This window comes from Vibrio sp. 10N.261.52.C11 (assembly GCF_041471405.1).
GTDB lineage: Bacteria > Pseudomonadota > Gammaproteobacteria > Enterobacterales > Vibrionaceae > Vibrio > Vibrio crassostreae_C.
The window spans coordinates 24,168-46,221 of sequence record NZ_JBFROI010000024.1 but is presented as its reverse complement, the minus strand read 5'-3'; the positions used below and the strand labels follow the sequence as shown (position 1 = coordinate 46,221).

The following is a 22,054-nucleotide window of genomic DNA, read 5'->3' as shown; positions in this document are numbered from 1 at the left end:
CCCGCTCCGCTCTTGCTTTGAACACTCTTGGCATGTTTTAAATAGGACATAACCGATTGATAAGGAATTCACAGCATGTCCGAGAACAAAACCACTAAACTTATCACTGCCGGTCGTGATAAGAAGTGGACCAATGGTGTTGTTAACCCACCAGTACAACGCGCTTCAACTGTCGTATTTAACTCAGTAGAAGAGAAGCGTAAAGCTACGATTAACCGCGCTAACAAGACCCTTTTTTACGGACGTCGTGGAACCAACACTCATTTTGCCTTCCAAGATGCGATGGTTGAAGTAGAAGGCGGCGCGGGTTGTGCACTGTACCCGTGTGGTACAGCAGCAATTTCGAATGCCATTCTCTCTTTTGTAGAAACAGGTGATCATATTTTAATGGTTGACACCTGCTACGAACCTACTCGTGATTTCTGTGACACCATCATGAAAAAGATGGGGGTAGAGACAACTTACTACGAGCCAACGATTGGTGAAGGTATCCAAGACCTTATCAAGCCAAACACTAAGGTGCTGTTTACTGAGTCTCCAGGCTCTGTCACCATGGAAGTGCAGGATATTCCAACACTAGCGCGTATCGCTCATGAACATGACATCATCGTTATGCTAGACAATACTTGGGCGGCTGGCGTGAACTTCTCACCGTTTGATTTTGGTGTTGATATCTCGATTCAAGCAGCGACCAAATACATCGTGGGTCACTCTGATGTGATGCTAGGTACGGCAGTCGCCAATGAGAAATGCTGGGATCAACTAAGAGAGCAAAGTTACTTGATGGGGCAATGTGTCTCACCTGATGATGCTTATTTAGGGCTTCGCGGCATTCGTACTCTTGATGTGCGTCTACGCCAACACGCAGAAAGCAGCTTGAAGGTCGCAAAATGGTTAGAGACTCGTCCTGAAGTTAACCACGTTCGTCACCCTGCTCTTGAGTCTTGCCCAGGCCATGAATTCTTCAAACGAGATTTTACTGGCGGTAATGGCTTGTTCTCTTTTGTACTAAACAACTCTAATATCAAAGCGACGACAGCGTTACTTGATGGAATGACACATTTTAGTATGGGTTACTCTTGGGGTGGATTTGAAAGTTTGATTCTAGCTAACGAACCAAGCAGTTTTGACAGCTTGAGAACTGTTGCCAATCCTAATTTCGAAGGTACCTTGATACGTGTTCATATTGGGTTAGAAGATGTTGATGACCTGATTGCTGATCTAGAGGCGGGATTAGAACGTTATAGCGCTCTGATTTAATCTGAGACGATAGGTCTGATATGCAAAAAAGGCAGGATATTCCTGCCTTTTTCTGTTTAAAGCATAACTCAAAATACTCATATTCAGATACTTCAGCTCATAATACAAACCGCTCATAGTCCAGAAGCTTTCAAAGCCAATATTGAACCTTAAAGCACATCCACTTAAAGATCTCAGAGCGATGAAAAAATGGCTATGAATTTTTCAATTTCTAAGTGATTGTTCCGCTGAAATAAATAACACTTTATTTGTGTGGGCAACCGACTAAATGATCATTGACCATACCTGTTGCTTGCATAAATGCGTAACAGATTGTTTCTCCTACAAACTTAAAGCCTCTCTTCTTCAAAAACTTACTCATCGCTTTAGATTGCTCGGTAGAAGCGGGAACTTGAGACATCTCAGTCCATTGATTCACGATCACTTCATTATCAACAAATTGCCATAAGGCATTAGAAAGAGAGCCGAACTCTTTCTGTAATTCAAGCGTTGCTCGTGCATTGTTGTATACCGAAGCAATCTTACCCCTGTGTTTAACCACATCGAAGTTTTCAATGATGTGCGGCACGTTGTCTTCATTCAGCTCAGCTAGCTTGTTTAGATCGTAATTATCGAACGCGGCACGATACCCTTCACGCTTTTTAAGGATCGTAATCCAACTCAGACCTGCTTGAGCACCTTCTAAAGTAATGAACTCAAACAGAACTTGGTCATCATAAACAGGCACGCCCCACTCTGCATCGTGGTACTCCCTTTCAAGCTCATGTTTAAGCGCCCATGCACACGTTCTATCCACTGTATTAGCTTCCATTTCGATGGTCTCTTTTAGTAATCATACATAAAAATAATGCCCCAATTAGGGGCATTATTTCAAAGGTCAGTTGACGTTAAGCCACTTCAATTTTATGGAACAAACGATACAGCACAGGCACTACGATTAGCGTGAGTACAGTCGCAAAGCCTAAACCAAACATGATGGTTACTGCCATTGGTTTGAAGAAGATATCCGGTAGTAGAGGGATCATACCTAGAATGGTGGTAATCGCCGCCATACATACCGGGCGAACACGACTCAGAGCCGCATCAACAACCGCTACATACGGATCTTTACCAGATTTCATCTCAATCTCAATTTGATCAAGTAGTACGATACCGTTCTTCAGAAGCATCCCAGATAGACTCAAGAAGCCCAACAGCGCCATAAAGCCGAATGGTGTATTCAAGGCTAGCAAGCCTGTCGTCACCCCTATCAACGCCAATGGAACCGTTAACCAAACGATCAGAGGCTCTTTCACCGAGTTAAACAAGAACACAGTGATTAAGAACATGAACAAGTAACCCAGAGGCATGGTTGTGAACAGTGACGCCTGTGCATCTGCTGACGACTCATATTCACCCCCCCATTCCAATGAGTAACCCGGAGGCATCTCAATCGCTTCAATCTGTGGTTGTAAGCGTTTCTGTAGAGTTGAGGCCGTCTCTTCACCCAATAGATCAGGATCCGCCATTACCGTTAGCATACGCTTACGGTTCTTACGGATGATCAGTGGATCTTCCCATTCTAGCTCGTAACCTAACGTTACTTGTTGAAGTGGGATGTACTCACTTAATGCTGGGCTCCAGATCTTCATGCCTTCGATGTTACGAATATCGACACGCTCGTCTTCAGGCAAACGAGCCACAATCGGCATTAACGTTGTACCATCACGATACACACCAATCGACTTACCAGAGAAAGACATTGCTAGGAAATCATCAACGTCAGATTTAGTAATACCATAACGACGCGCTTGGCTTTCATTGAACTGAGGCTCTAATACCTTAGTTCTTTCACGCCAATCGTGACGAACGTTAAATGCGCCTTCATCAGCACGCATGATGTCCATCACTTGTGCAGCGATTGAACGTAAAACCGTTGGATCAGAACCCACAATTCGCGCTTCAATTTTCGCACCGCCACCAGGACCTAATTCGATCTGTTTAAGCTTGTAGTCAATCTCTGGGAACTGACCATTTACATGTTCACGGAAGCGTTTCATTAGCCCTTCAAGTACTTCATAACTTTTCACACGAACCGTTATCTCGCCGTAAGCGCTATAACTTTTCTCTGGCGCATAAGTCAGCATGAAACGTTGCAGGCCTTTACCCGCGGTTGTCGTGATATGTTCAACTTCGTCCTGCTCAGCTAGCCAACTCTCAAGCACTTTAAGCTTGGTATTGGTCGCTCGAATATCGGTACCTTCTGGCATCCACACATCCACTTGGAACATAGGTGTGGTTGAAGACGGGAAGAAGGCTTGCTTAACGAAACCAAAACCGTACACACTCGCGCCTAAACCAATAATCAGAACAAACATGGTTAACCAAGCACGCTTCATACAGAACTCAAGGAAGTTTTTGTAGATAACAAAAACCATCCCGTTGTATGGGTCCTTACCTTCGTTATCTGGATCGACCTTCTGACCTTTAAAGAACATGTCGGCAAAGAACGGCGTGAGCGAGATGGCAGTAAACCAACTCAGCATCAAGGAGATCAGTAGCACCGTGAACAAGGTGCCACAGTATTCGCCTGTTGAGTCTTCAGATAAACCAATTGGAGCAAACGCAGTCACCGCAATAACCGTCGCACCAAGCAGCGGCCATTTGGTTTGGGTTACGATATCGGTGGCGGCCTGCATCCGGGTTCGCCCCTTCTGCGTGCCGATCAATATCCCTTCCACCACCACAATGGCATTATCCACCAGCATCCCCAAGGCGATAACCAACGCGCCCAGTGAAATACGTTGTAGGTCGATCTTGAAGTACTGCATGAAAATGAATGTACCGAATACGGTCAATAGCAGTATCAAACCAATCAATAGGCCCGATCTTAGTCCCATGAAGAACAGTAACACCACGATTACGATCGCAACCGCCTGCCCTAAACTCACCACAAATCCGCTTACCGACTTGTTCACCTCTTTAGGTTGGTTATAAACCTCGGAGATGTCGATACCGACGGGTTGTTGATATCTAAGCTCGGCGAGTCTTCGATCAAAGTCTTCACCCACTGCGACCACGTTCACGCCTTGCGCAAAAGAGACACCCAGGTTAAGCGCGAGTTCGCCGTTATAACCAATGATGTTACTCGGTACCTCAACGTAACCACGGGTTACATTCGCCACATCTTTTAGATAGATAAGCCCTTGAGCGCCACCTTCCGTAAGAATCAAATCTCCAAGCTGTTCAACGTTTTGGAACTCACCCGTTGGATGGATTCGAATATATTCATCACCAATCCTTACCGCTCCTGCACTTGATACAATATTTTGAGTCGATAAAAGGTTAAATACCGTGCTTGGAGACAGACCCAGAGAGCTTATCCGTTTCATCGATATCTCAATGAACACTTGCTCTTGTTGTTGGCCGGAAACGGAGACTTTACTGACCCCATCAACCAACTCTAGCTCTCGCCTTAGGTAATCAATGTAATCCAGCAGCTCTTTGTAGCTATAGCCATCCCCCGTCACCGCCAGCAAAATACCGTAAACGTCACCGAAATCATCGATGACTTGAGGATCATTGACGCCGGGTGGCAGTTCAACCTTGAGATCATTCACTTTTCGGCGAAGTTCATCCCATATTTGCGGAAGATCATCTGGGCCGTAGTTGTTCTTCATCGTCACCGTTACCTGTGATAGGCCGCGGCTAGAGATAGAGTTCACTTCGTCCACATAGGTAAGTTGTTGAATCGCTTTTTCTAGTGGGTAAGTAACTTCTTCTTCAACTTGTTGAGGTGTGGCCCCTGGGTAAGAGGTCACAACCATCGCATCTTTGATGGTAAAGGCAGGATCTTCTAAACGACCCAAGCCGAAAAAGGCAGAGACACCACCAATAAGAAAGATCAGAGATAGCATCCAGCTAATGACTTTGTTACGTATAAAGTAAGAAGCAACACCTGTGATCTGATCATCACCCTGTTGATCGTCATTTTGGGGCTTGTTATTTACTTCACTCATTGTTCGTCTCCTGAGACAATACTTCCACTGTCATCCCATCTCGCAATCGCGATACGCCTGCAACAACGACATGCTGCCCCATTTCTAATCCTTTCATGATCTGCAATGTTTTCTGATTGGCTTTTCCTATTACGACTTGCTGTTTTGAGACGGTACTGTCGTCATTAAGCACCCATACATAAGAGTTCTGGCGCGTTAAATCATCGCCATCCGCATTAAACACAGCTTCGATTGGGATAAGTACCCCAGCTTTTAACTCCAAGCCGATATCTCGCCCATTTGACGTCACCTCAACGGCCATACCATCCAGAATCAAATCATCTTCCGGCATAGGTAGAGCAAGCGTCACCGTGAACGTGCCCGTGCTTGGGTCAGGTTCAGTGGTAAACTCCTTAATAGCCGCCGTGTATTCATTGCCACTGGGTACTCTTACCACAGCCTCAACATTCGATAACAGCTGCTCGCTAGGCTGATTCACGTAAATCTGGTCAGGCAGTTGGATAACAACCTCAACATCCTCGACACTGTGAATGTTCACGACCTGCTGGCCTACCTGAATATTTTCATATTGATCGACACTGACACGAGAAATGATCCCATCAACAGGAGCACGAAGCTTAGTGAACGACAAGCGCAGTTTTGCGAGTTCCAGCTCGGCATAAGCGATCTGGCGTTGAGCAGCAATTTCATCAAACTGTGACTTCGCCAATAAGCCTTTCTTCACTAGCGGACTTGAACGTCTGTATTGGCTGTTAATTACCGTGTAACGCGCCTGAGCATTGTCGACATCCAGTTGATAATCGGTAGGGTCAAGCTCTGCAATGATGTCTCCTTGTGAAACACGCTCACCTTCTTTCACATCAAGCTTATTGATTTCACCAGCGACTCGAAAGCTGAGATGAGCCTTCTCGGCAGCGTTTGCAACCGCTGGGAAATAGAGTTTGTCGCTAAAGTCGATGACTGAAATCTCGATAGCTTTAACCAAGGGCGTGTTATTCACTTCTACAACTTGTTTATCTTCACAAGCCGTAAGTAAAGCCAAACACGACAGTCCAGCGGCCACTTTAAGTGTTTTCATGTTATAGCCCCCTTTCCTTGATCCACTCTCGAACTTTAACGCCCGGTTCAAGACCATTAACACCAGAAGTCACAATGCGATCGCCATCGTTCAACCCTGAAACAATATGGCGCTTTTCATCGATGATGATTGCGACATTTTCAACAATACCGTCGCTATTCACGCGCCACACAGAGACATCATCGCCATCAGTCATCATTGCTGATGTGGGAATTTTTGTGGCGGCTGCTAACGCTGAAACTAAATGAACTGTGCCTGACATACCCGGCAAAATACCAACATCGGTGGGTCTTTCCATTACCATGGTGACTTTGTACGACCCGGTTTTGGGATCCGCTTCAGTATCAACTTCTTGGAATGCTAAAGCGTAGGAGCTACCAGGGAAAGCATCAAAAACCATGGTTGCATCCGTCTCAAACCCTGAAGAAAAGCGCGTGATAAGTTGGTCGGGTAATAAGAATACGACTTTGAGGATTTGATTCGTTTGAATATTCATCACGCCTTGTTTGGCAGCGATATATTCATGGTTTTCAGCAGGAATGATGGAGATAGTACCATCGTAAGGCGCAACCAAAGTGGTATAACGTAGGTTGGCTTTTGCTTGGTTAAGCACCGCTTTAGCAGAATTATGATTAGCTTTCGCTTGGTCGAAGTCTTGCTCAGATACGACGCGATCTTTGCGCAACTTAATGGAACGTTGGTATTGAACATCGGCAAGCTTAAAGTTGGCTCTCGCTTGCTTCTCTAACAACTGATATTCGTCAGGATTAAGCGTTGCAAGCCCATCACCTTTGGTAACCTGTTGACCAGATGTGACATCGATAGTCTGAAGTAGCCCTGGAACACGAAATGCCAGTACTGCTTTGTCACCAGCTTCTGTGGTGGCTGGAAAGCTACGTTCAAAAGCATTACTACCGACGGAGACAGTGAAGAGTTTGGCGGGTCTAGAATCAGGTTCAGGTACGGGAGGAAGCTCCTTACCACACCCAGACAACCCAGCTAAGGCTGTCAATAGGACAACGGAGGCTCTATACATTAGTGATCATCCATAACTATAAATATTTTTATAACATAGATTAATTACATGTAACTTACCAGTTATCGTAAGATTTATTTAGACAAAATTATTAAAAAAAATAACGGCTTGGAATAAATTTTCCTAAACCGTTATCTAATGTTTTTCAGGTTTACCACTACATGTTCTTAAATGCGCGGTCGACTTTGAAAGTATCCGAAGTCACATAAGCTTCCATATTGCGGACACTGGTCTCTAATTTCTGGAAATCACCCTCTAAAGTGCCCAGTAACGACTCTGCGGTTTGCCCTTTTTCCCAAGGTTTTTGCTTGAGCGTGTGCTCTTGTTTGGCCTTCATCTGATCGACATACTGAGGTGGTTGTTTTTCAAGCATAAATGTCAAAGCTACATACGCTAATAACACCAAAAAGCTACCACCAAGCAGTGCCGCCGAGATAACCAAGATGCGAACCAACCACACTTCAAGGCCAAAGTAGTTCGCTAACCCTGCACACACTCCAGACAACTTACCGTTAATAGGATCGCGATACAGTTCTCTACTCATAGTTTCGTCTCCAGTTAGGTGACTCCGCATCCAGTATTTTTTCTAGCGTTTTCACTCGATCTTGCATCGATTCAGCTTGAGCAGAAAGCTTGTGCAAACGCTGAAGATCCGTTTCTGAAAGACCATTACTGGATTTCTTCTTGCTGCGGTAATGTAAGAACAACCATAGCGGTGCCACGAAGATTAAAAAGACAATCAGTGGGCCTGCAATTAGAAATGTTGACATAGACAACTCCTAAAATTATTTATCGCGGTTTTCAACTTGTTGCTTCAGTTTCGCCAGCTCTTTTTCAATTTCATCTTGAGCTTGTAGATCTGCAAATTCTTGGTCTAACGATTTTGCGTTACCTGTTTTGGCGTAAACATCTGCTTCAGCTTCTAATTCATCCACTTTACGCGAGAATTGCTCAAACTTCGCCATTGCTTCGTGGGTTTTGCTTGAATGCAGATGCTTTTGAACATCACGACGATTGCTTGCCGCATTATTACGAATCATTAATGCTTGCTGCTTCGCACGTGTTTCTGCGATTTTGGTTTCAAGCTTGCCAATCTCACTGGTCAGCTTTTCGATGGTTTCGTGAACCAAGGTTTGCTCTGTGTGAAGGCTTTTGATTATATCTTCAAGTTTTTGCTTTTCTATTAGCGCCGCTCTAGCTAAGTCTTCACGTTGTTTAGTTAGTGCTAGTGTCGCTTTATTTTGCCAATCTAGAATCTGAGTTTCGATAGCTTCAACTTTACGCGCTAACTCTTTTTTATCTGCGATAGCTTTAGCGGAGTTAGTGCGAACCTCAACCAGCGTATCTTCCATTTCTTGGATAATCAGGCGAATCATCTTTTCAGGATCTTCAGCCTTGTCTAAAAGTGCACTGATGTTCGAATTTACAATGTCTGCAAAGCGAGAAAAAATACCCATGAGGAACTCCTTAATTACAATGATGGCAAATGTGCTTTAAAGCGTTATTCGATTTCTCAATCCACTTGCTCAAAAATTTACGTTTGTTGTTAAACCTACCATAAATAATCCAAGTAACGTGCCAACTTTTAAGCCATTTATTATCAGATACTTACAATAAAATGGTGATTAACCCGAACCATGCTATGATGAATTTAGCCAAGTATTGGTATTTTTCACCACTACGACTCTTATACTTAAGCTATTTACATGATGTGATTTAAATAAAGCCCTCTAAATCACATCCATCGGCGCTCAAATCACACAAGGACCCGCTATGCAGCAGAACCTCATTGGTGAATCACCCAGTTTTCTCTCCGTTTTAGATAAAGTGTCCCAACTCGCACCAATCGAAAGACCGATTCTGATCATTGGAGAGCGTGGTACGGGTAAAGAGTTGATCGCACAAAGACTGCATTACCTTTCAAGACGTTGGGATCAACCTTTGATCTCATTGAACTGCTCAACCCTCAGTGAAGGTTTGATTGATTCTGAGTTGTTTGGTCATGAATCGGGGTCCTTTACGGGTTCGAAAGGTCGTCATCAGGGTCGATTTGAAAGAGCGGAAGGTGGAACACTGTTTCTTGATGAGCTCGCGACCACGCCCCTAGCCGTTCAAGAGAAGCTATTGCGCGTTATTGAATACGGGCAGTATGAACGTGTCGGCGGACAAAAAGCTTTAAGTGCCAACGTCAGACTGGTGTGTGCGACCAACGCTGACTTGCCAGACATGGCATTAAGGGGCGAATTCAGAGCCGACTTATTGGACAGGCTCGCGTTTGACGTGATTACTATACCCCCTCTTCGAGAGCGAAAAGAAGACATCACGCTGCTGGCAGAATACTACGCCATTAAGATGTGCCGTGAATTAGAATTGGAGTTGTTTGTTGGCTTTGCTCCGTCTGCCGTTGAGGCGCTGCTGGATTATTCATGGCCGGGGAATGTGCGAGAACTCAAGAACGTTATTGAGCGCGCAGTCTACCAGCACGGTAAAGACCCATATCCTATTGAATCTTTGGTGTTTAACCCATTCAAACCCGCATGGAAAATAGATCAAGATTCCACGCATGAAATTGGCAATGCGCCGTCCAACAGCCATACTTCATCAGAGAGCTTGTTTTCTTTGCCGCTTGATTACAAAGCATGGCAAGAACAACAAGACATCAAGCTGCTCAATCAAGCCCTAAAGCAGAGCAAGTACAACCAGAAACAAGCAGCAGAATTACTTGGATTAACCTACAACCAATTACGTGGAATGGTGAGGAAGTACGCGATTGTCGGACAAGCTAACGATAAATAGCTGTCCACGCTTGATTATTATTTGGAGCCGAATAAATAAAATGTTAAATTGTCCGGATCTTGAGGCTCCTCTAACGCCTCGTTTCGAAAAGTATTTCTTTTTATGAAAGCACTAATAAGACTATCACTGAGCATCTGTACGCTGAGCTTTCTCGCTGGATGTGGTGAGAGTGTGAATCACGAGCAAATCCGTGAAAAAGGCTTCATTTATTGCGGCCAAGGTAATCCTAGTACCTTCAACCCACAGCTGGTTGATAGTGGCATTACCGCAGAATCGCTGAGTCCTCAAATTTTCGATACACTGCTCACTCTTGATCCGATGACGTACCGACCAAAACAGAACTTGGCGACAAGTTGGTCTGTTGATAAATCAGGTACAGAGTACACGTTCAAACTGCGCCCAAATGTTGCGTTCCAAACCACAGACTGGTTCACCCCAACTCGTAGCATGAATGCACAAGATGTGGTGTTTAGCTTTGAACGTGTCATTGATAGTTCAAACCCATTTCATTATGTGGGTGGCGGCCTATACCCATGGTTTGCCGGAATCGACTTCAAAAACCTGATCGTCGATATCACCGCAGTTGATGACCTAACGGTGAAATTCCAATTAAGTCGCCCAGACAATTCGTTTCTCAACAATATCGCCACCAGCTATGCAGTCATTCACTCTAAGGAGTATGCCAATCAGCTCATTGCAGCGGATGAGAAAAATCGAATCGATTCCAATCCAGTCGGCACTGGCCCTTTCTACTTAGATGAATACCAAGTCAACGACCTAGTGCGCTTGAAAAAGAACAAGCACTACTGGAAAGGTGAAGTACAAATGGACCAAGTTGTGTTCGATACTTCGCAACGTGGAACAGGCACACTTGCCAAGCTTCTGCGTAGTGAGTGTGACGTGCTCAACTCACCAATTTCTAGCCAAATCCCTATTATTCAGGCTCATGAAGAGTTGAAGATTTCTGCTACTCCGGCGGTTAATGTCTCTTTCATCGCGCTGAATACTGAGCACCCTGCACTGCGTGACTCTCGAGTTCGTAAAGCGCTCAACTTAGCCATCAATCGTCAGAACATTCTTGATTCTGTGTATTACGGTACAGGAACCAAAGCCTACACCTTGCTTCCTCCGACTTCTTGGGCTCACCAAAAAGACAGCGTTCAAGTTCGCTACGACCGAAACTATGCGGTTGCGCTTCTCAAAGAAGCTGGCGTTGAACCTGGGTTAGAGCTTTCAATGTGGGTACCACTAGAGCCACGCGCATACAATCCAAGTCCAAGAAAAACGGCAGAACTTATCCAAGCAAACTTAGCCGATATTGGTATTGAATTGAAACTCTATACCGACGACCGATTTGACCGCACACAGTTGTCCTCTATTTCCTCAACAGACTTGTTGCTTACAGGCTGGATAGGCAATACCGGTGACCCGGACAACTTCTTACGTCCGCTGCTCTCATGCAGCTCTGAGCGTGCAGGGTTAAACGTCTCGATGTGGTGTAATTCAGACTTTGATTTCCTTCTCGACTTAGCATTAGAGATCAATCAACAAAGGCACCGTGTGAACTTGTACCGACAAGCCCAAAACATTCTCAATGAAGAAGTTCCTGTGATTCCTTTAGCTCATGGCGTGCAATTTCGCGTGCACGATCGTTCGCTAACAGGCTTTAAAGCAAGTCCTTTCAATGCCCAACCTTTTGATCAAGTCAGAAGAGAGGTGCAGTAATGTTTTGGTATACATTAAGACGTGTAAACTTATTCGTTATTACGCTAGGAATTCTGACCTTGGTAGGTTTTTCCCTGCTTCGATTAGACCAAACCTCACCTTGGGCAATTCAAGATTTTTGGCCCGGTTGGATTAGCTATATCACTGAATTATCGACGCTAAACTTTGGCCTAAGCAAACACGGTGTGCCTATCATCGATGAGTTGGTCCTGGTGTTCCCTGCAACGCTAGAGCTGTGCTTCTTTGCCTTTGTGTTGGCACTCATCATCGGTATCCCTTTCGGCACCATTGCTGGTATGAGACAAGGTAAATTTGTTGATACCACCATATCGTTCACCTCAATGGCCGGTTACTCTGCGCCTATATTTTGGGTCGCGTTGCTGATGATCATGGTGTTTTCACTGCACTTTGAAATGTTCCCAGTTGGTGGCCGATACGACCTACTTTACGAGATTGAACACGTGACTGGATTCGCGATGATTGACGCCTTTTTTGCCGAGGGTCGCTACCGTGCGCACGCACTACAAAGTGTTATCGAGCACATGGCGTTGCCTTGTCTTGTTTTAGTACTGGCGCCAACGACTCAGGTCATCCGATTGATGAGAGCGTCAGTGGCTGAAGTAATGACGCAAAACTACATCCGCGCTGCGCGAATTAAAGGTCTTTCCACTAGAGAGATCATCACGCAGCACGTGCTAAGAAACGCGATACCTCCGATTATTCCTAAGGTCGGTGTTCAGCTATCGAGTATGTTAACGCTTGCTATTGTTACCGAGTCTATCTTTAACTGGCCGGGCATTGGCCGCTGGTTATTGGATGCCTTATCGAATCAAGATTACGTTTCAATTCAAGCTGGTGTAATTGTGGTGGCTACCTTAGTTTTGACCGCTAATATTCTGTCCGATCTACTGGGCGCGATGATCAATCCACTGGTAAGGAAGGAATGGTATGCTAACAAATAACGTCTACCAAGAAGAACAGATTCCAACCCAGTTCGAACGTTTCTGGCGCAGCTTCCGCAGCAATAATCTAGCTATGTTTGGCTTGTGGTGTTTGGTGCTTATCATTCTGGTCACCGTCACTTCACCGTGGCTAGCCCCGCATGATGCACAAGAACAAACCGGTCACCTATTAACGCCGCCCTCTTGGGATCCTGCGGGAACGGTAGAATACTTTTTGGGTACGGATGACTTAGGCAGAGATATTCTCTCTCGCCTAATAATTGGCTCTCAGTTAACCTTCGGCGCCGCGGTGGTGATTACCTTTATCGCAGCCGTCATTGGTTGTCTGATTGGCGTACTTGCTGGTATGACGCGCGGTTTACTATCAAGCACGCTAAACCACCTGCTTGATACTGTTATGTCGATTCCATCTCTTCTGCTGGCGATTATCTTCGTGGCATTCCTTGGCTTTGGGGAGTTTAATATCTTGCTCGCCTTGTGCTTGGCACTGATCCCGCGCTTTATACGCTCGGTGTACATTGCCGTGCATGCTGAAGTAGAAAAAGACTATATTCTGGCTTCTCGCCTTGATGGTGCGAACGATTTTTACCTGCTATGGAACTCAATCCTTCCGAACATCCTTACCGTGATCGCTCTTGAAGTTACGCTGGCACTGTCAGTCGCAATTCTTGATATCACGGCTTTAGGTTTCCTAGGGCTTGGCGCTCAAGCACCGAGTACCGAATGGGGCTCCATCTTGGGTGATTCGGTCGAGTTGATTTACCTTGCGCCATGGACAGTTACCCTACCTGGCTTAGCTATTATGTTTACAGTTATCGTGATTAACCTCGTCGGTGAAGGTGTTCGCCAAGCGCTAAATGCAGGAATCGAATAATGCCGTTACTTGATATTCGACATCTAACCATCGAGATTGAGACCCCTCAAGGGATGGTTAAAGCCGTAGATCGAATGAGTATTACCCTCAATGAAGGGGAAATTCGTGGCTTAGTAGGTGAATCAGGCTCAGGTAAGAGTTTGGTTGCAAAAGCGATCGTTGGGGTTTGTAAAGAAAACTGGAAAGTATCTGCCGACCGAATGCGCCTTGGCAATATCGACCTCCTGCAACTGACACCCAAAGAACGACGCCGAGTTATTGCTCGTGATATCGCGATGATCTTTCAAGAGCCATCCTCTTGTCTTGATCCATCTGAAAAAGTGGGCCATCAACTTATTGAAGCGATTCCTTCCTATTCGTTTGAAGGTCGGTGGTGGCAGAGATTCAAATGGCGTAAGAAGCAGGCCATCGCTCTACTGCACAAAGTCGGTATTAAAGATCATTCTCGTCTTATGGACAGTTACTCTTATGAGCTGACAGATGGTGAGTGTCAAAAAGTCATGATCGCAATGGCGATCGCTGCCAAGCCAAAAGTCTTGATTGCTGACGAGCCAACCAACGATTTAGACCCAATTACACAGTCTCAAATATTGCGTCTTTTGAGTCGTATGAACCAGATCAATAACACCACCATCGTGTTGATCGGCCATGACTTAACCACCATTACCCAATGGGCGACTCGCATTACCGTGATGTACTGTGGTCAATCGGTAGAATCCGCTGATACACCGAAGCTGTTGGATGCACCAAAGCACCCGTACACCGTTGCTTTGTTAAAAGCGATGCCAGACTTTAACGACTGGATTCCCCACAAGGAGAAGCTCCAGTCTTTGCCGGGGTCAATTCCACCGCTGCAACATCTTCCTATTGGTTGTCGATTAGGGCCTCGCTGCCCATACGCACAAAGGCAGTGTGTCGAGATCCCACATACGAAACGTATCAAGAACCATAAGTTCAACTGTCACTTCCCTCTGAATATGGAGAAGAAAAAGAAATCATGAGTGCATTATTAGAAGTCAGTGATTTGTCTAAAGACTTTACGACTCGCTCTGGTCTTTTCCGTAAAAAGATTCATCAGGCGGTGAAGCCAGTTAGCTTTTCTCTTGAAGCAGGCCAGACAATTGGTTTTATCGGCCAGAATGGTTCTGGCAAATCAACATTAGCCAGAATGCTCGCAGGCATGGTGGAGCCAACCGCAGGCGAGATCCGCGTGAATGGCGAAAAGCTAGAGCACAAAGACTACTCGACTCGTTGTAAGCTGATTCGAATGATCTTCCAAGATCCGAATACGTCACTTAACCCGCGCATTCAGATCGGTCGAATTCTTGAAGGTCCATTAAAGCGAAACACCAACATGCCTCCAGAAGCTCGTATGCGTCGTGTGAAAGACACACTACTGCGCGTAGGCCTTCTACCGGAACATGCGTATTTCTACCCTCAGATGCTTGCTGCAGGCCAGAAACAAAGGGTTTGTTTGGCTCGTGCCTTAATACTTCAGCCATCCATCATTGTTGCTGATGAAGCTTTAAATGGTTTGGACATGGCAATGCGCTCGCAAATCATCAATCTGTTCTTAGAGTTACAAGAAGAGATGGGCGTATCGTTCGTTTATGTATCTCAACACCTCGGTATTGTTAAGCACATTACCGACAAGATTATTGTCATGCATGAAGGCAATGTGGTTGAGAGTGGGGAAACAGATCAAGTGCTAACCAATCCAACTCACCAAATCACCCAAAGATTGGTTGAGAGCCATTTCTCCAAAGCGCCGAACCACTAACCTGGAATCACGCTACATTTAGCAGAGGGGAAAAGTATGTATCGAACAGCTTCAATGCTTCCCCTCTTGTTGGTGCTGTTGTCCTTTAACGCGACAAGCACACCGCTCACATGGCTAGATAGAAGCTTCGTCGAAACTGCCTTTTATAACGTCGCGCTTCAACACGAATACTCCCAAGGCAACAAACCGCTCGCCAAGTGGAAACAACCGATCAAGATTTGGATCGATCATCGAGTGGGCGATGAGGAACTGCATCAAGAGATCACAGAGCTTCATATCAAACACTTATCTGAAGTCACCCAACATCCAATAACAATCGTCAGTAAAGAGTCCGAAGCGAACGTTAAATGGATATACACAAGGCAGAGCCAGTGGGTATCTGAGGCGAAATCGGTGCTCAAGCTCAAATCAACTCAACATTTAAATAGCGCCATCTGCACGGCGGGCTATAGAACCAATTCTAAAGGCGAGATTGTATACGCTGGGATTGTAATCCCGGTTGATCAGGCAAGATCGCGAGGTAAGCTGGTCGCCTGTATCGTGGAAGAGATCACACAAGTTCTAGGCCTGCCGAATGATTCAGATAAAGCCTACCCTTCTATTTTCAACGACCACACGCCAGAAGACTTATTATCGCCGTTAGACGTAGTGCTACTGCAATTGCTGTATGAACCAGAATTGAAAGCTGGAATGACAAAATCTGAAGTAAAACCTATCGTTCGAAAGATACTCAAGAGATACAGCAAAACAGGTGTGCTTCAGCAAGCTTCTAAAGCCGCACAGCAAGCGCCTTTGTATCAGTTGATTGGGTATTGACGAATATACGTTGGAAGTAACTTAGATGGGATAATTGAATGATAGCGCTGCCTAAGAAAGGCAACGCTGACTTACGATGTTACTGTATTACGAAAGAACTAGCGCTTAGCTGCCTGCTTTTTCAATTCGAAGTCGAACTCATCCGGGAACAAGATAACGCCTTCTTCTTGCTCGTTCGGGAATACTACAACAGCAAGTTCGTCGTCTTCTAGACCGTTCGTCCAGCGACTGTGCCATTTGTTCAACGAAATAGACTCAGCTTTACACTCAGACCAATCACCCGTTGCCCATGATTCTGCGAACTCTTGGTTTGGCCATACTGGAACACAATCTTCATCTTCTGTGTTCAGCATTACACAACCGTGTTCATCGGTTAAGATCCATACTTCACGGTTTGCTACGATTTCTTTCACACAGTATTTCAGGCGTTGCTCGCCCGTATACTTGTTGATTTCAGCGATTTTTTTATCGTCTAGCTGTGTAGTCATCTTAATTTCCTACTTTAGTCAGTAACTTTGCTCTTAAAGCTATTTTATGCCGAGTGTTGTTAACTTCAAACATTATCGATGAAGAAGAAAGTCTACTTCAAAGAAAAACGCCTGCTAAATAAGCAGGCGTTTAATATTAAGCGACTTGATTAAACAAGCTCACCTTGTAGCCAAGGCCAGCCTTGCTTCTTACGGCTTAGTGTATTTTCCATCATTAATACGCCGCCTTTCTCGTGCTTAACCAATTTCTCAGCCCACTCACCTTTGTATAGAAGACGAGTTTGAGCAGTAGTGATATCTGTTAGCATTACCGCAGCGAACGCTAGACCGTCTTTCTCACAACGCTCTTCAAGATCAGCTTCTAGCGCTTCGATCATGCCGTCTACTTGCTCAAGAGTCGCAAGTTCAACTTGACCAACAACAACATCACGACCGTTGAATGGGTAGCCTTTAAGGTCTTTTTCTACTAGCTGTGCAGCAGATAGGCCTTCGATGTTTGTTTTTGCGATTAGAAGCGCTTTGATGAATGCATCAACGTCAGTTACGCCAGCAATTTCAGCAAGCTCAGCAACCGCGTCTTTGTCTTTTTGAGTACATGTTGGAGAAGCGAAACCAACTGTGTCTGAAAGAATTGCAGACATCATTAGTTTAGCGATTTGTTGAGAGATTGCGTGACCTTCAATCTTGAACATGTTGAAAAGTACAGTGTTTGTACAACCAACAGGCCAGATCCAAGCTTCCATTGGGTTTACTGTCATCACGTCGCCTAGACGGTGGTGATCAACAATACCTACGATCTCTGCATCAGCAACATCATCTGGTGCTTGTGCTAGATCTGAGTAGTCTACTAGCCAGATTTTCTCACCAGCAACAGAAGTACGAAGCTCTGGCTTTTCAGCACCAGCGACTTCTAGAATGTGTTGAGTTTCGCGGTTGATCTCGCCTTGGCGAATTGGTGTCGCTTCCTCGCCACGAGCCTTAAGAAGCTCAGTTGCAACTAACGCACTACAAATACTGTCACTATCAGGGTTTTTGTGACCAACAACTAAAATCATGTTTCTTCCTATTACACTAACAATTATGACTCTACCTTTAGAGCCTCTCTTTATTAGCCATACTTTACCTCATTTTTTTAGATTGGTCATGTTTCGTGGGTTTAGCCAATAGTAACAATAGATAAAAAAACAACAAATGCAATTGATAATTATTATCATTCGTATATATTTATCTTAAGCCACTAATTTTGAGTAACACCTATGGATCGACTAATCTCTTTTTTGCCAAGCAGTAGTGCTGCGAAAACAACTCAGTTTTCACTGTCATTTAAGCGCCTGCTTTTGCCTGTCTCACTTGCAGCTTTGGTTGCAGCCCCAGCTACACGAGAGCTGACGGTGACTACTTTGTCAGACGCGTTTTGGGCAGTGTCTTGTTATGTTGCTTTAACCTTGGCTATTTACCACTGGTTAAGTCTGTACATAAACAAAGATAACGTCTTCAATAAGCTCGTCCATCAATCTCGTTCAAACCAAGTGGTATTCGCTGCACTTATGGGGGCGCTACCCGGCTGTGGCGGTGCGATAGTGGTAACCACACAATTTATCTCGGGAAAACTCGGATTTGGTGCGGTAGTTGCGGTGCTCGTCTCAACCATGGGTGACGCGGCGTTCCTGCTCATAGCGAGCGAGCCTAAGACAGGTTTAGCCATGATGGCGATGGGCGTGATTGTGGGTACTGCGTCAGGCCGAATCATTAACTTGTTTCACGCAGACGACTTCTTACGCCCAAAAAAAGCACAGAAAAATGAAGCCGTTCACAGTTGCTCATCTCAATCCCAAGACAAAGAATCCGTCTCTAAAAAGGCGATCAACCTGCAAGGTTACCTATGGTCAGTGCTGATTATTCCCGGCGCTGCAGTAGCTCTACTTGGCTCTTTTCAAGTCGATGTAAACGAGTTACTCGCGTTGCCTGAAATGTCGATGGAATGGGCGGGAACAATTTTATTGATTAGCTCGATGTTTCTATGGGGTCTCACCCGTGAAATTGAAGATTACAAATCAGCCGTAAGTGAAGACGAGAAATGTGTAGGCTCTCATCCACTACAAAAAACGGCTCAAGATACTAACTTCGTGACAGCGTGGGTGGTGGTTGCTTTTCTTTTCTTCGAATTTGGCTCTGTGATAGCAAATGTTGATTTTGCGACGCTATTCTCAAGCTGGGGCATCATGCTCCCCCTGGCTGGCGTGTTGATGGGTTTGCTACCGGGCTGTGGACCGCAATTATTGGTCACTAGCTTATACCTTTCAGGCGCCCTGCCACTTTCGGCTCAGGTAGGTAACGCAATTTCAAATGATGGAGATGCGCTATTCCCTGCGATTGCGATGGCACCGAAAGCAGCACTGGTCGCAACCTTGTATTCAAGTGTGCCCGCTTTAATCTGTGCTTATGGCTATTGGTTTATGTTTGAGATCTAACTTGATCAGAGTTAACTACATAGGCTTCTGTAAGGTCGGTACTTTGTATCGGCCTTTTTGTTTCCGTCTGCTTAAGTCTTTCCACAGGTTCTTTTTACATTCCCTTCCTGCTTCACTGCTTCTACCACCTCTCTCAAACAGCGCGTTACAGCCTGTCTCAAAAACGCCCTCTATTAGCCCTGTATAATGCTTATTTAGAAACACCAACACTGATATCAAAAATACAAAAAGCCCCTGTAAGAGTGCTTACAGGGGCTTTAATTCAAGCTTTAATCTTGGTTCTTAAGACAAGACTTAAGAAACTTCGATTGGACCACCGAATGAAGTTACTGGAGGCAGTTTGCCTTGGAACTTCTCGAAATCAACCAAACATGTGTTTGCTGACGTTGCTTGAGCAAGTTCAGACGTACCGATATCTTGAGTCAGTGTGTTTGGATCGCCGTATGTATCTAGCGCGCCCACTTTCTCGTTGATCGGACCGTACCAAGCACCTTCTTCGATACGAACAACACCAGGAGCGTAGCTATCCATTAGAACAGCACCTGCTAGTAGTTGACCACGGTCGTTAAACACACGTACTACATCGCCATCTTTGATGCCTTTCTTCTTAGCATCTACTGGGTTGATGTAGATTGGCTCACGGCCTTGTACCGCGTAAGTCGCACGCCACTCTTCAGATTCACACATCTGAGAGTGAAGACGCTTGTCTGGGTGACAAGATTGTAGCCAGTACGGGTGCTTGTCAGAGCCTGGACCACCGTGTGAACGTTCAGATTTCTCGAACCACATTGGGTGTTCTTGACAGTGCTCGTAACCCATGTTGCCAACAGTACGGCTTGTGATTTCGATGAAACCAGAAGGCGTGCCTAGTGCGTTGATCTCTGGATCTTCACGGAATGAAGCGTGACGAGTCCATGGCTTACCTTTGCCGAAGTCTAGGAAACCTTTCTCCCAGAACTCAGCAAACTCAGGCATTTCGAAGCTACCTTCGTTTGATGCGCGACATTCGTCGTACAGAGATTTAACCCACTGCATTTCGTCCATACCACGCGTGTAATCGTCGTAACGACCCCAACGCTTAGTTAGGCTAGACATGATCTCGAAGTCAGTCTTAGACTGGAACAGAGGATCCACTAGCTTGTGCATTGCGATCAAACCACGGCCAGAGTACGCGCCGTAACCATCGATATCGTTACGTTCCCACTGAGTACAAGCTGGAAGAACAATATCAGAGTGACGACAAGTTGCAGTCCAAGCGAAATCAACAGCCACTACAGTTTGTAGGCTCTTGAATGCTTTACGCATCTTGTTGCGATCTTGGTGGTGGTGCCACGGGTTGTTACCACTGAATACCATCATCTTGATGTCAGGCAGTGTCACTGTTGCGCCGTTTGCTTTGATCTTCTTACCTGGCTCTAACAGGCTATCTACCCAACGAGCAACAGGGATTACGCGGCTGTAACCGTTGTAATCAGTGTTAGTGTGCTTAGGCGATTGACCTTTGTCGATGTTCAGCGGGAATGAACCCGGAGCAGCGAAGCCAGTTGAAGATACACCGATACCAGAGTAGTGGTGACCGTAAGAGATACCACCGCCCGGTAGACCAATTTGGCCAACCATTGCTGCGATAACTGCACACATCCAGTAAGGCTGTTCACCGTGCTCTTGACGTTGGATACTCCAACCAACAAGAATCTGTGTACGACCGTTAACCAGCATCTTAGCGAAGTCACGAATAGAGTCCGCGCTTGCGCCACAGATAGCAGAAGCCCATTCTGGCGTCTTCTCAACTCTGTCTTTCGTTTCACCTTGAACGTACTTGATGAAATCTTCAAAACCTAGACAGTAAGTTTCGATGAAATTCTTGTCGTATAGGCCTTCGTTGTAAAGAACGTGAGCAACACCAAGCATGAACGCCACATCAGTTTGTGGGTTGATGTACATTTGCTCGTTTTCTAGGTAACGACCTGTTTTGTTTTTAACAGGGTCAACAGAAACAACGTTGATCTCTTTCTTAGCAACTTTTTCTTTCAGCTGTTCTAGGTATGCGAACGACTCGTGAGTCTCACATGTCCAACCTACTTGAAGGTTTTTAACTGGATCGTTACCCCAAAGAACAATGTTGTCACTGTTTTCTAGGATAAGTTCCCAAGATGTACCTTGTGCGTACACTTCAGTAGAACCTAGCACGTAAGGCATGATCGTTTGACCAGCACCTGTTGAGTAGTCACCGATTTTCTTCACAGAGTAACCGTGAAGTGCCATTGCACGTTGCATGTGGTTAGTACAGCTATGGAACTGACCTGTTTGTCTCCAACCAGTTTGACCTGTGTGAAGCGCCCATGGACCGTAATCTTTCTGTACGCGCTCTAGCTCGCGGTAAACAAGGTCTAGTGCCTCATCCCAAGTCACACGAATAAAGCGGTTGTTACCACGCGTGTCTGCGCTGTACTTATGCTTCTTCAACCAATCTAGGCGAACCATTGGGTAACGCACACGTGATGGGCTGTAGATAATACCTTTAATACCTTTCAGCATCTCTGTTGGGTGCTGATCGATTTCTAGAGGTTTAATTTCTTGTACTTTACCCGCGTAAACGCGAGCTCGGAATGCACCCCAGTGAGAACCAGAGACTTTCCACGCACCGTCTGTTTCTGCTGCAGACGCTGATGCCGACGCCAATAAGCTTGGACCGATAACCGATGCCGCACTTGTAGTAGCGACACCTTTCAGAAAACTTCTTCTTGTAATTGCCATTGTGTTACTCCAA

19 protein-coding genes are annotated in these 22,054 nt (G+C 45.4%); 9 read left to right on the top strand and 10 right to left on the bottom strand.

Annotation, left to right across the window (positions count from 1 at the left end):
- The first annotated feature begins 75 nt into the window (after positions 1-75).
- A complete protein-coding gene (locus tag AB4323_RS09580) occupies positions 76-1,260 on the top strand; it encodes a cystathionine beta-lyase (protein ID WP_017065338.1) in 1,185 nt (394 codons plus the stop codon).
- Between the two features lie 244 nt (positions 1,261-1,504).
- On the opposite strand, the gene AB4323_RS09575 is transcribed toward AB4323_RS09580, so the two are convergent.
- The 7 genes from AB4323_RS09575 to pspA form a co-directional block, all read right to left on the bottom strand.
- Complete coding sequence (locus AB4323_RS09575) at positions 1,505-2,071, bottom strand: DNA-3-methyladenine glycosylase I (RefSeq protein WP_017065337.1); 567 nt, start codon at positions 2,069-2,071, stop codon at positions 1,505-1,507.
- A 76-nt stretch (positions 2,072-2,147) separates the two neighbouring features.
- Positions 2,148-5,258, bottom strand: coding sequence for an efflux RND transporter permease subunit (locus tag AB4323_RS09570; RefSeq protein ID WP_372152240.1), 3,111 nt, complete (start codon positions 5,256-5,258; stop codon positions 2,148-2,150).
- Positions 5,251-6,336: an efflux RND transporter periplasmic adaptor subunit gene (locus AB4323_RS09565; protein WP_029222096.1), complete on the bottom strand. Its 1,086-nt coding sequence runs from the start codon at positions 6,334-6,336 to the stop codon at positions 5,251-5,253. Before AB4323_RS09565 ends, AB4323_RS09570 begins: the two co-directional genes overlap by 8 nt.
- Before the next feature lies 1 nt (position 6,337).
- On the bottom strand, positions 6,338-7,372 hold the full coding sequence (locus AB4323_RS09560) for an efflux RND transporter periplasmic adaptor subunit (protein WP_017086192.1): 1,035 nt from the start codon (positions 7,370-7,372) through the stop codon (positions 6,338-6,340).
- A gap of 157 nt (positions 7,373-7,529) precedes the next feature.
- Positions 7,530-7,916 (bottom strand): envelope stress response membrane protein PspC, encoded by a 387-nt coding sequence (pspC, locus tag AB4323_RS09555; RefSeq protein ID WP_029222097.1) that lies wholly within the window; start codon positions 7,914-7,916, stop codon positions 7,530-7,532.
- Positions 7,909-8,142: an envelope stress response membrane protein PspB gene (gene pspB, locus AB4323_RS09550; RefSeq protein ID WP_004734605.1), complete on the bottom strand. Its 234-nt coding sequence runs from the start codon at positions 8,140-8,142 to the stop codon at positions 7,909-7,911. Before pspB ends, pspC begins: the two co-directional genes overlap by 8 nt.
- Positions 8,143-8,157: 15 nt before the next feature.
- Positions 8,158-8,829: a phage shock protein PspA gene (gene pspA / locus AB4323_RS09545; protein ID WP_004734604.1), complete on the bottom strand. Its 672-nt coding sequence runs from the start codon at positions 8,827-8,829 to the stop codon at positions 8,158-8,160.
- A 316-nt stretch (positions 8,830-9,145) separates the two neighbouring features.
- Between pspA and pspF the strand changes: the two genes are divergently transcribed.
- The 7 genes from pspF to AB4323_RS09510 all read left to right on the top strand — a co-directional run bounded on the left by pspF (position 9,146) and on the right by AB4323_RS09510 (position 16,325).
- Positions 9,146-10,168 carry a phage shock protein operon transcriptional activator gene (gene pspF, locus AB4323_RS09540; RefSeq protein ID WP_065583878.1) on the top strand — a complete coding sequence of 341 codons (1,023 nt, stop codon included), beginning with the start codon at positions 9,146-9,148 and terminating at the stop codon, positions 10,166-10,168.
- Between the two features lie 102 nt (positions 10,169-10,270).
- Positions 10,271-11,893, top strand: a complete 1,623-nt coding sequence (sapA, locus tag AB4323_RS09535; RefSeq protein ID WP_108185272.1) for an ABC transporter substrate-binding protein SapA — start codon at positions 10,271-10,273, stop codon at positions 11,891-11,893.
- Entirely contained in the window at positions 11,893-12,855 is a 963-nt protein-coding gene (locus AB4323_RS09530) for an ABC transporter permease (protein ID WP_372152238.1), read from the top strand. The genes sapA and AB4323_RS09530 overlap by 1 nt, the downstream gene beginning before the upstream one ends.
- Positions 12,842-13,729 carry a putrescine export ABC transporter permease SapC gene (gene sapC, locus AB4323_RS09525; protein ID WP_017065331.1) on the top strand — a complete coding sequence of 296 codons (888 nt, stop codon included), beginning with the start codon at positions 12,842-12,844 and terminating at the stop codon, positions 13,727-13,729. The genes AB4323_RS09530 and sapC overlap by 14 nt, the downstream gene beginning before the upstream one ends.
- The gene (locus tag AB4323_RS09520) at positions 13,729-14,730 is read left to right on the top strand and encodes an oligopeptide/dipeptide ABC transporter ATP-binding protein (RefSeq protein WP_229647182.1); all 1,002 of its coding nucleotides are present in this window, start codon (positions 13,729-13,731) and stop codon (positions 14,728-14,730) included. Before sapC ends, AB4323_RS09520 begins: the two co-directional genes overlap by 1 nt.
- Entirely contained in the window at positions 14,727-15,509 is a 783-nt protein-coding gene (locus tag AB4323_RS09515; protein WP_017060304.1) for an ATP-binding cassette domain-containing protein, read from the top strand. Before AB4323_RS09520 ends, AB4323_RS09515 begins: the two co-directional genes overlap by 4 nt.
- Before the next feature lie 36 nt (positions 15,510-15,545).
- Positions 15,546-16,325, top strand: coding sequence for a DUF2927 domain-containing protein (locus tag AB4323_RS09510; RefSeq protein ID WP_029235328.1), 780 nt, complete (start codon positions 15,546-15,548; stop codon positions 16,323-16,325).
- Between the two features lie 98 nt (positions 16,326-16,423).
- On the opposite strand, the gene AB4323_RS09505 is transcribed toward AB4323_RS09510, so the two are convergent.
- Both AB4323_RS09505 and AB4323_RS09500 read right to left on the bottom strand, forming a co-directional pair.
- Positions 16,424-16,813, bottom strand: coding sequence for a DUF2750 domain-containing protein (locus AB4323_RS09505; RefSeq protein ID WP_004734596.1), 390 nt, complete (start codon positions 16,811-16,813; stop codon positions 16,424-16,426).
- A 149-nt stretch (positions 16,814-16,962) separates the two neighbouring features.
- The gene (locus AB4323_RS09500) at positions 16,963-17,868 is read right to left on the bottom strand and encodes a manganese-dependent inorganic pyrophosphatase (RefSeq protein WP_017065328.1); all 906 of its coding nucleotides are present in this window, start codon (positions 17,866-17,868) and stop codon (positions 16,963-16,965) included.
- A gap of 201 nt (positions 17,869-18,069) precedes the next feature.
- Here AB4323_RS09500 and AB4323_RS09495 point away from each other — a divergent pair, with 201 nt between their 5' ends.
- Positions 18,070-19,284 carry a putative manganese transporter gene (locus AB4323_RS09495; protein WP_372058808.1) on the top strand — a complete coding sequence of 405 codons (1,215 nt, stop codon included), beginning with the start codon at positions 18,070-18,072 and terminating at the stop codon, positions 19,282-19,284.
- A gap of 294 nt (positions 19,285-19,578) precedes the next feature.
- Here the strand turns inward: AB4323_RS09495 and torA are convergent, their stop codons facing one another.
- Positions 19,579-22,041: a trimethylamine-N-oxide reductase TorA gene (gene torA / locus AB4323_RS09490; RefSeq protein ID WP_372152236.1), complete on the bottom strand. Its 2,463-nt coding sequence runs from the start codon at positions 22,039-22,041 to the stop codon at positions 19,579-19,581.
- Between the last annotated feature and the right edge of the window lie 13 nt (positions 22,042-22,054).

Bases quoted from the DNA above. Each gene is read 5' to 3' on its own strand.
- sapC (WP_017065331.1), top strand. From the start codon at position 12,842: ATGCTAACAAATAACGTCTACCAAGAAGAACAGATTCCAACCCAGTTC.
- torA (WP_372152236.1), bottom strand. From the start codon at position 22,041: ATGGCAATTACAAGAAGAAGTTTTCTGAAAGGTGTCGCTACTACAAGT.
- AB4323_RS09515 (WP_017060304.1), top strand. From the start codon at position 14,727: ATGAGTGCATTATTAGAAGTCAGTGATTTGTCTAAAGACTTTACGACT.
- AB4323_RS09580 (WP_017065338.1), top strand. From the start codon at position 76: ATGTCCGAGAACAAAACCACTAAACTTATCACTGCCGGTCGTGATAAG.
- pspA (WP_004734604.1), bottom strand. From the start codon at position 8,829: ATGGGTATTTTTTCTCGCTTTGCAGACATTGTAAATTCGAACATCAGT.
- pspB (WP_004734605.1), bottom strand. From the start codon at position 8,142: ATGTCAACATTTCTAATTGCAGGCCCACTGATTGTCTTTTTAATCTTC.
- AB4323_RS09495 (WP_372058808.1), top strand. From the start codon at position 18,070: ATGGATCGACTAATCTCTTTTTTGCCAAGCAGTAGTGCTGCGAAAACA.
- AB4323_RS09505 (WP_004734596.1), bottom strand. From the start codon at position 16,813: ATGACTACACAGCTAGACGATAAAAAAATCGCTGAAATCAACAAGTAT.
- AB4323_RS09500 (WP_017065328.1), bottom strand. From the start codon at position 17,868: ATGATTTTAGTTGTTGGTCACAAAAACCCTGATAGTGACAGTATTTGT.
- sapA (WP_108185272.1), top strand. From the start codon at position 10,271: ATGAAAGCACTAATAAGACTATCACTGAGCATCTGTACGCTGAGCTTT.
- AB4323_RS09510 (WP_029235328.1), top strand. From the start codon at position 15,546: ATGTATCGAACAGCTTCAATGCTTCCCCTCTTGTTGGTGCTGTTGTCC.
- pspF (WP_065583878.1), top strand. From the start codon at position 9,146: ATGCAGCAGAACCTCATTGGTGAATCACCCAGTTTTCTCTCCGTTTTA.
- AB4323_RS09570 (WP_372152240.1), bottom strand. From the start codon at position 5,258: ATGAGTGAAGTAAATAACAAGCCCCAAAATGACGATCAACAGGGTGAT.
- AB4323_RS09560 (WP_017086192.1), bottom strand. From the start codon at position 7,372: ATGTATAGAGCCTCCGTTGTCCTATTGACAGCCTTAGCTGGGTTGTCT.
- pspC (WP_029222097.1), bottom strand. From the start codon at position 7,916: ATGAGTAGAGAACTGTATCGCGATCCTATTAACGGTAAGTTGTCTGGA.
- AB4323_RS09520 (WP_229647182.1), top strand. From the start codon at position 13,729: ATGCCGTTACTTGATATTCGACATCTAACCATCGAGATTGAGACCCCT.
- AB4323_RS09530 (WP_372152238.1), top strand. From the start codon at position 11,893: ATGTTTTGGTATACATTAAGACGTGTAAACTTATTCGTTATTACGCTA.
- AB4323_RS09565 (WP_029222096.1), bottom strand. From the start codon at position 6,336: ATGAAAACACTTAAAGTGGCCGCTGGACTGTCGTGTTTGGCTTTACTT.
- AB4323_RS09575 (WP_017065337.1), bottom strand. From the start codon at position 2,071: ATGGAAGCTAATACAGTGGATAGAACGTGTGCATGGGCGCTTAAACAT.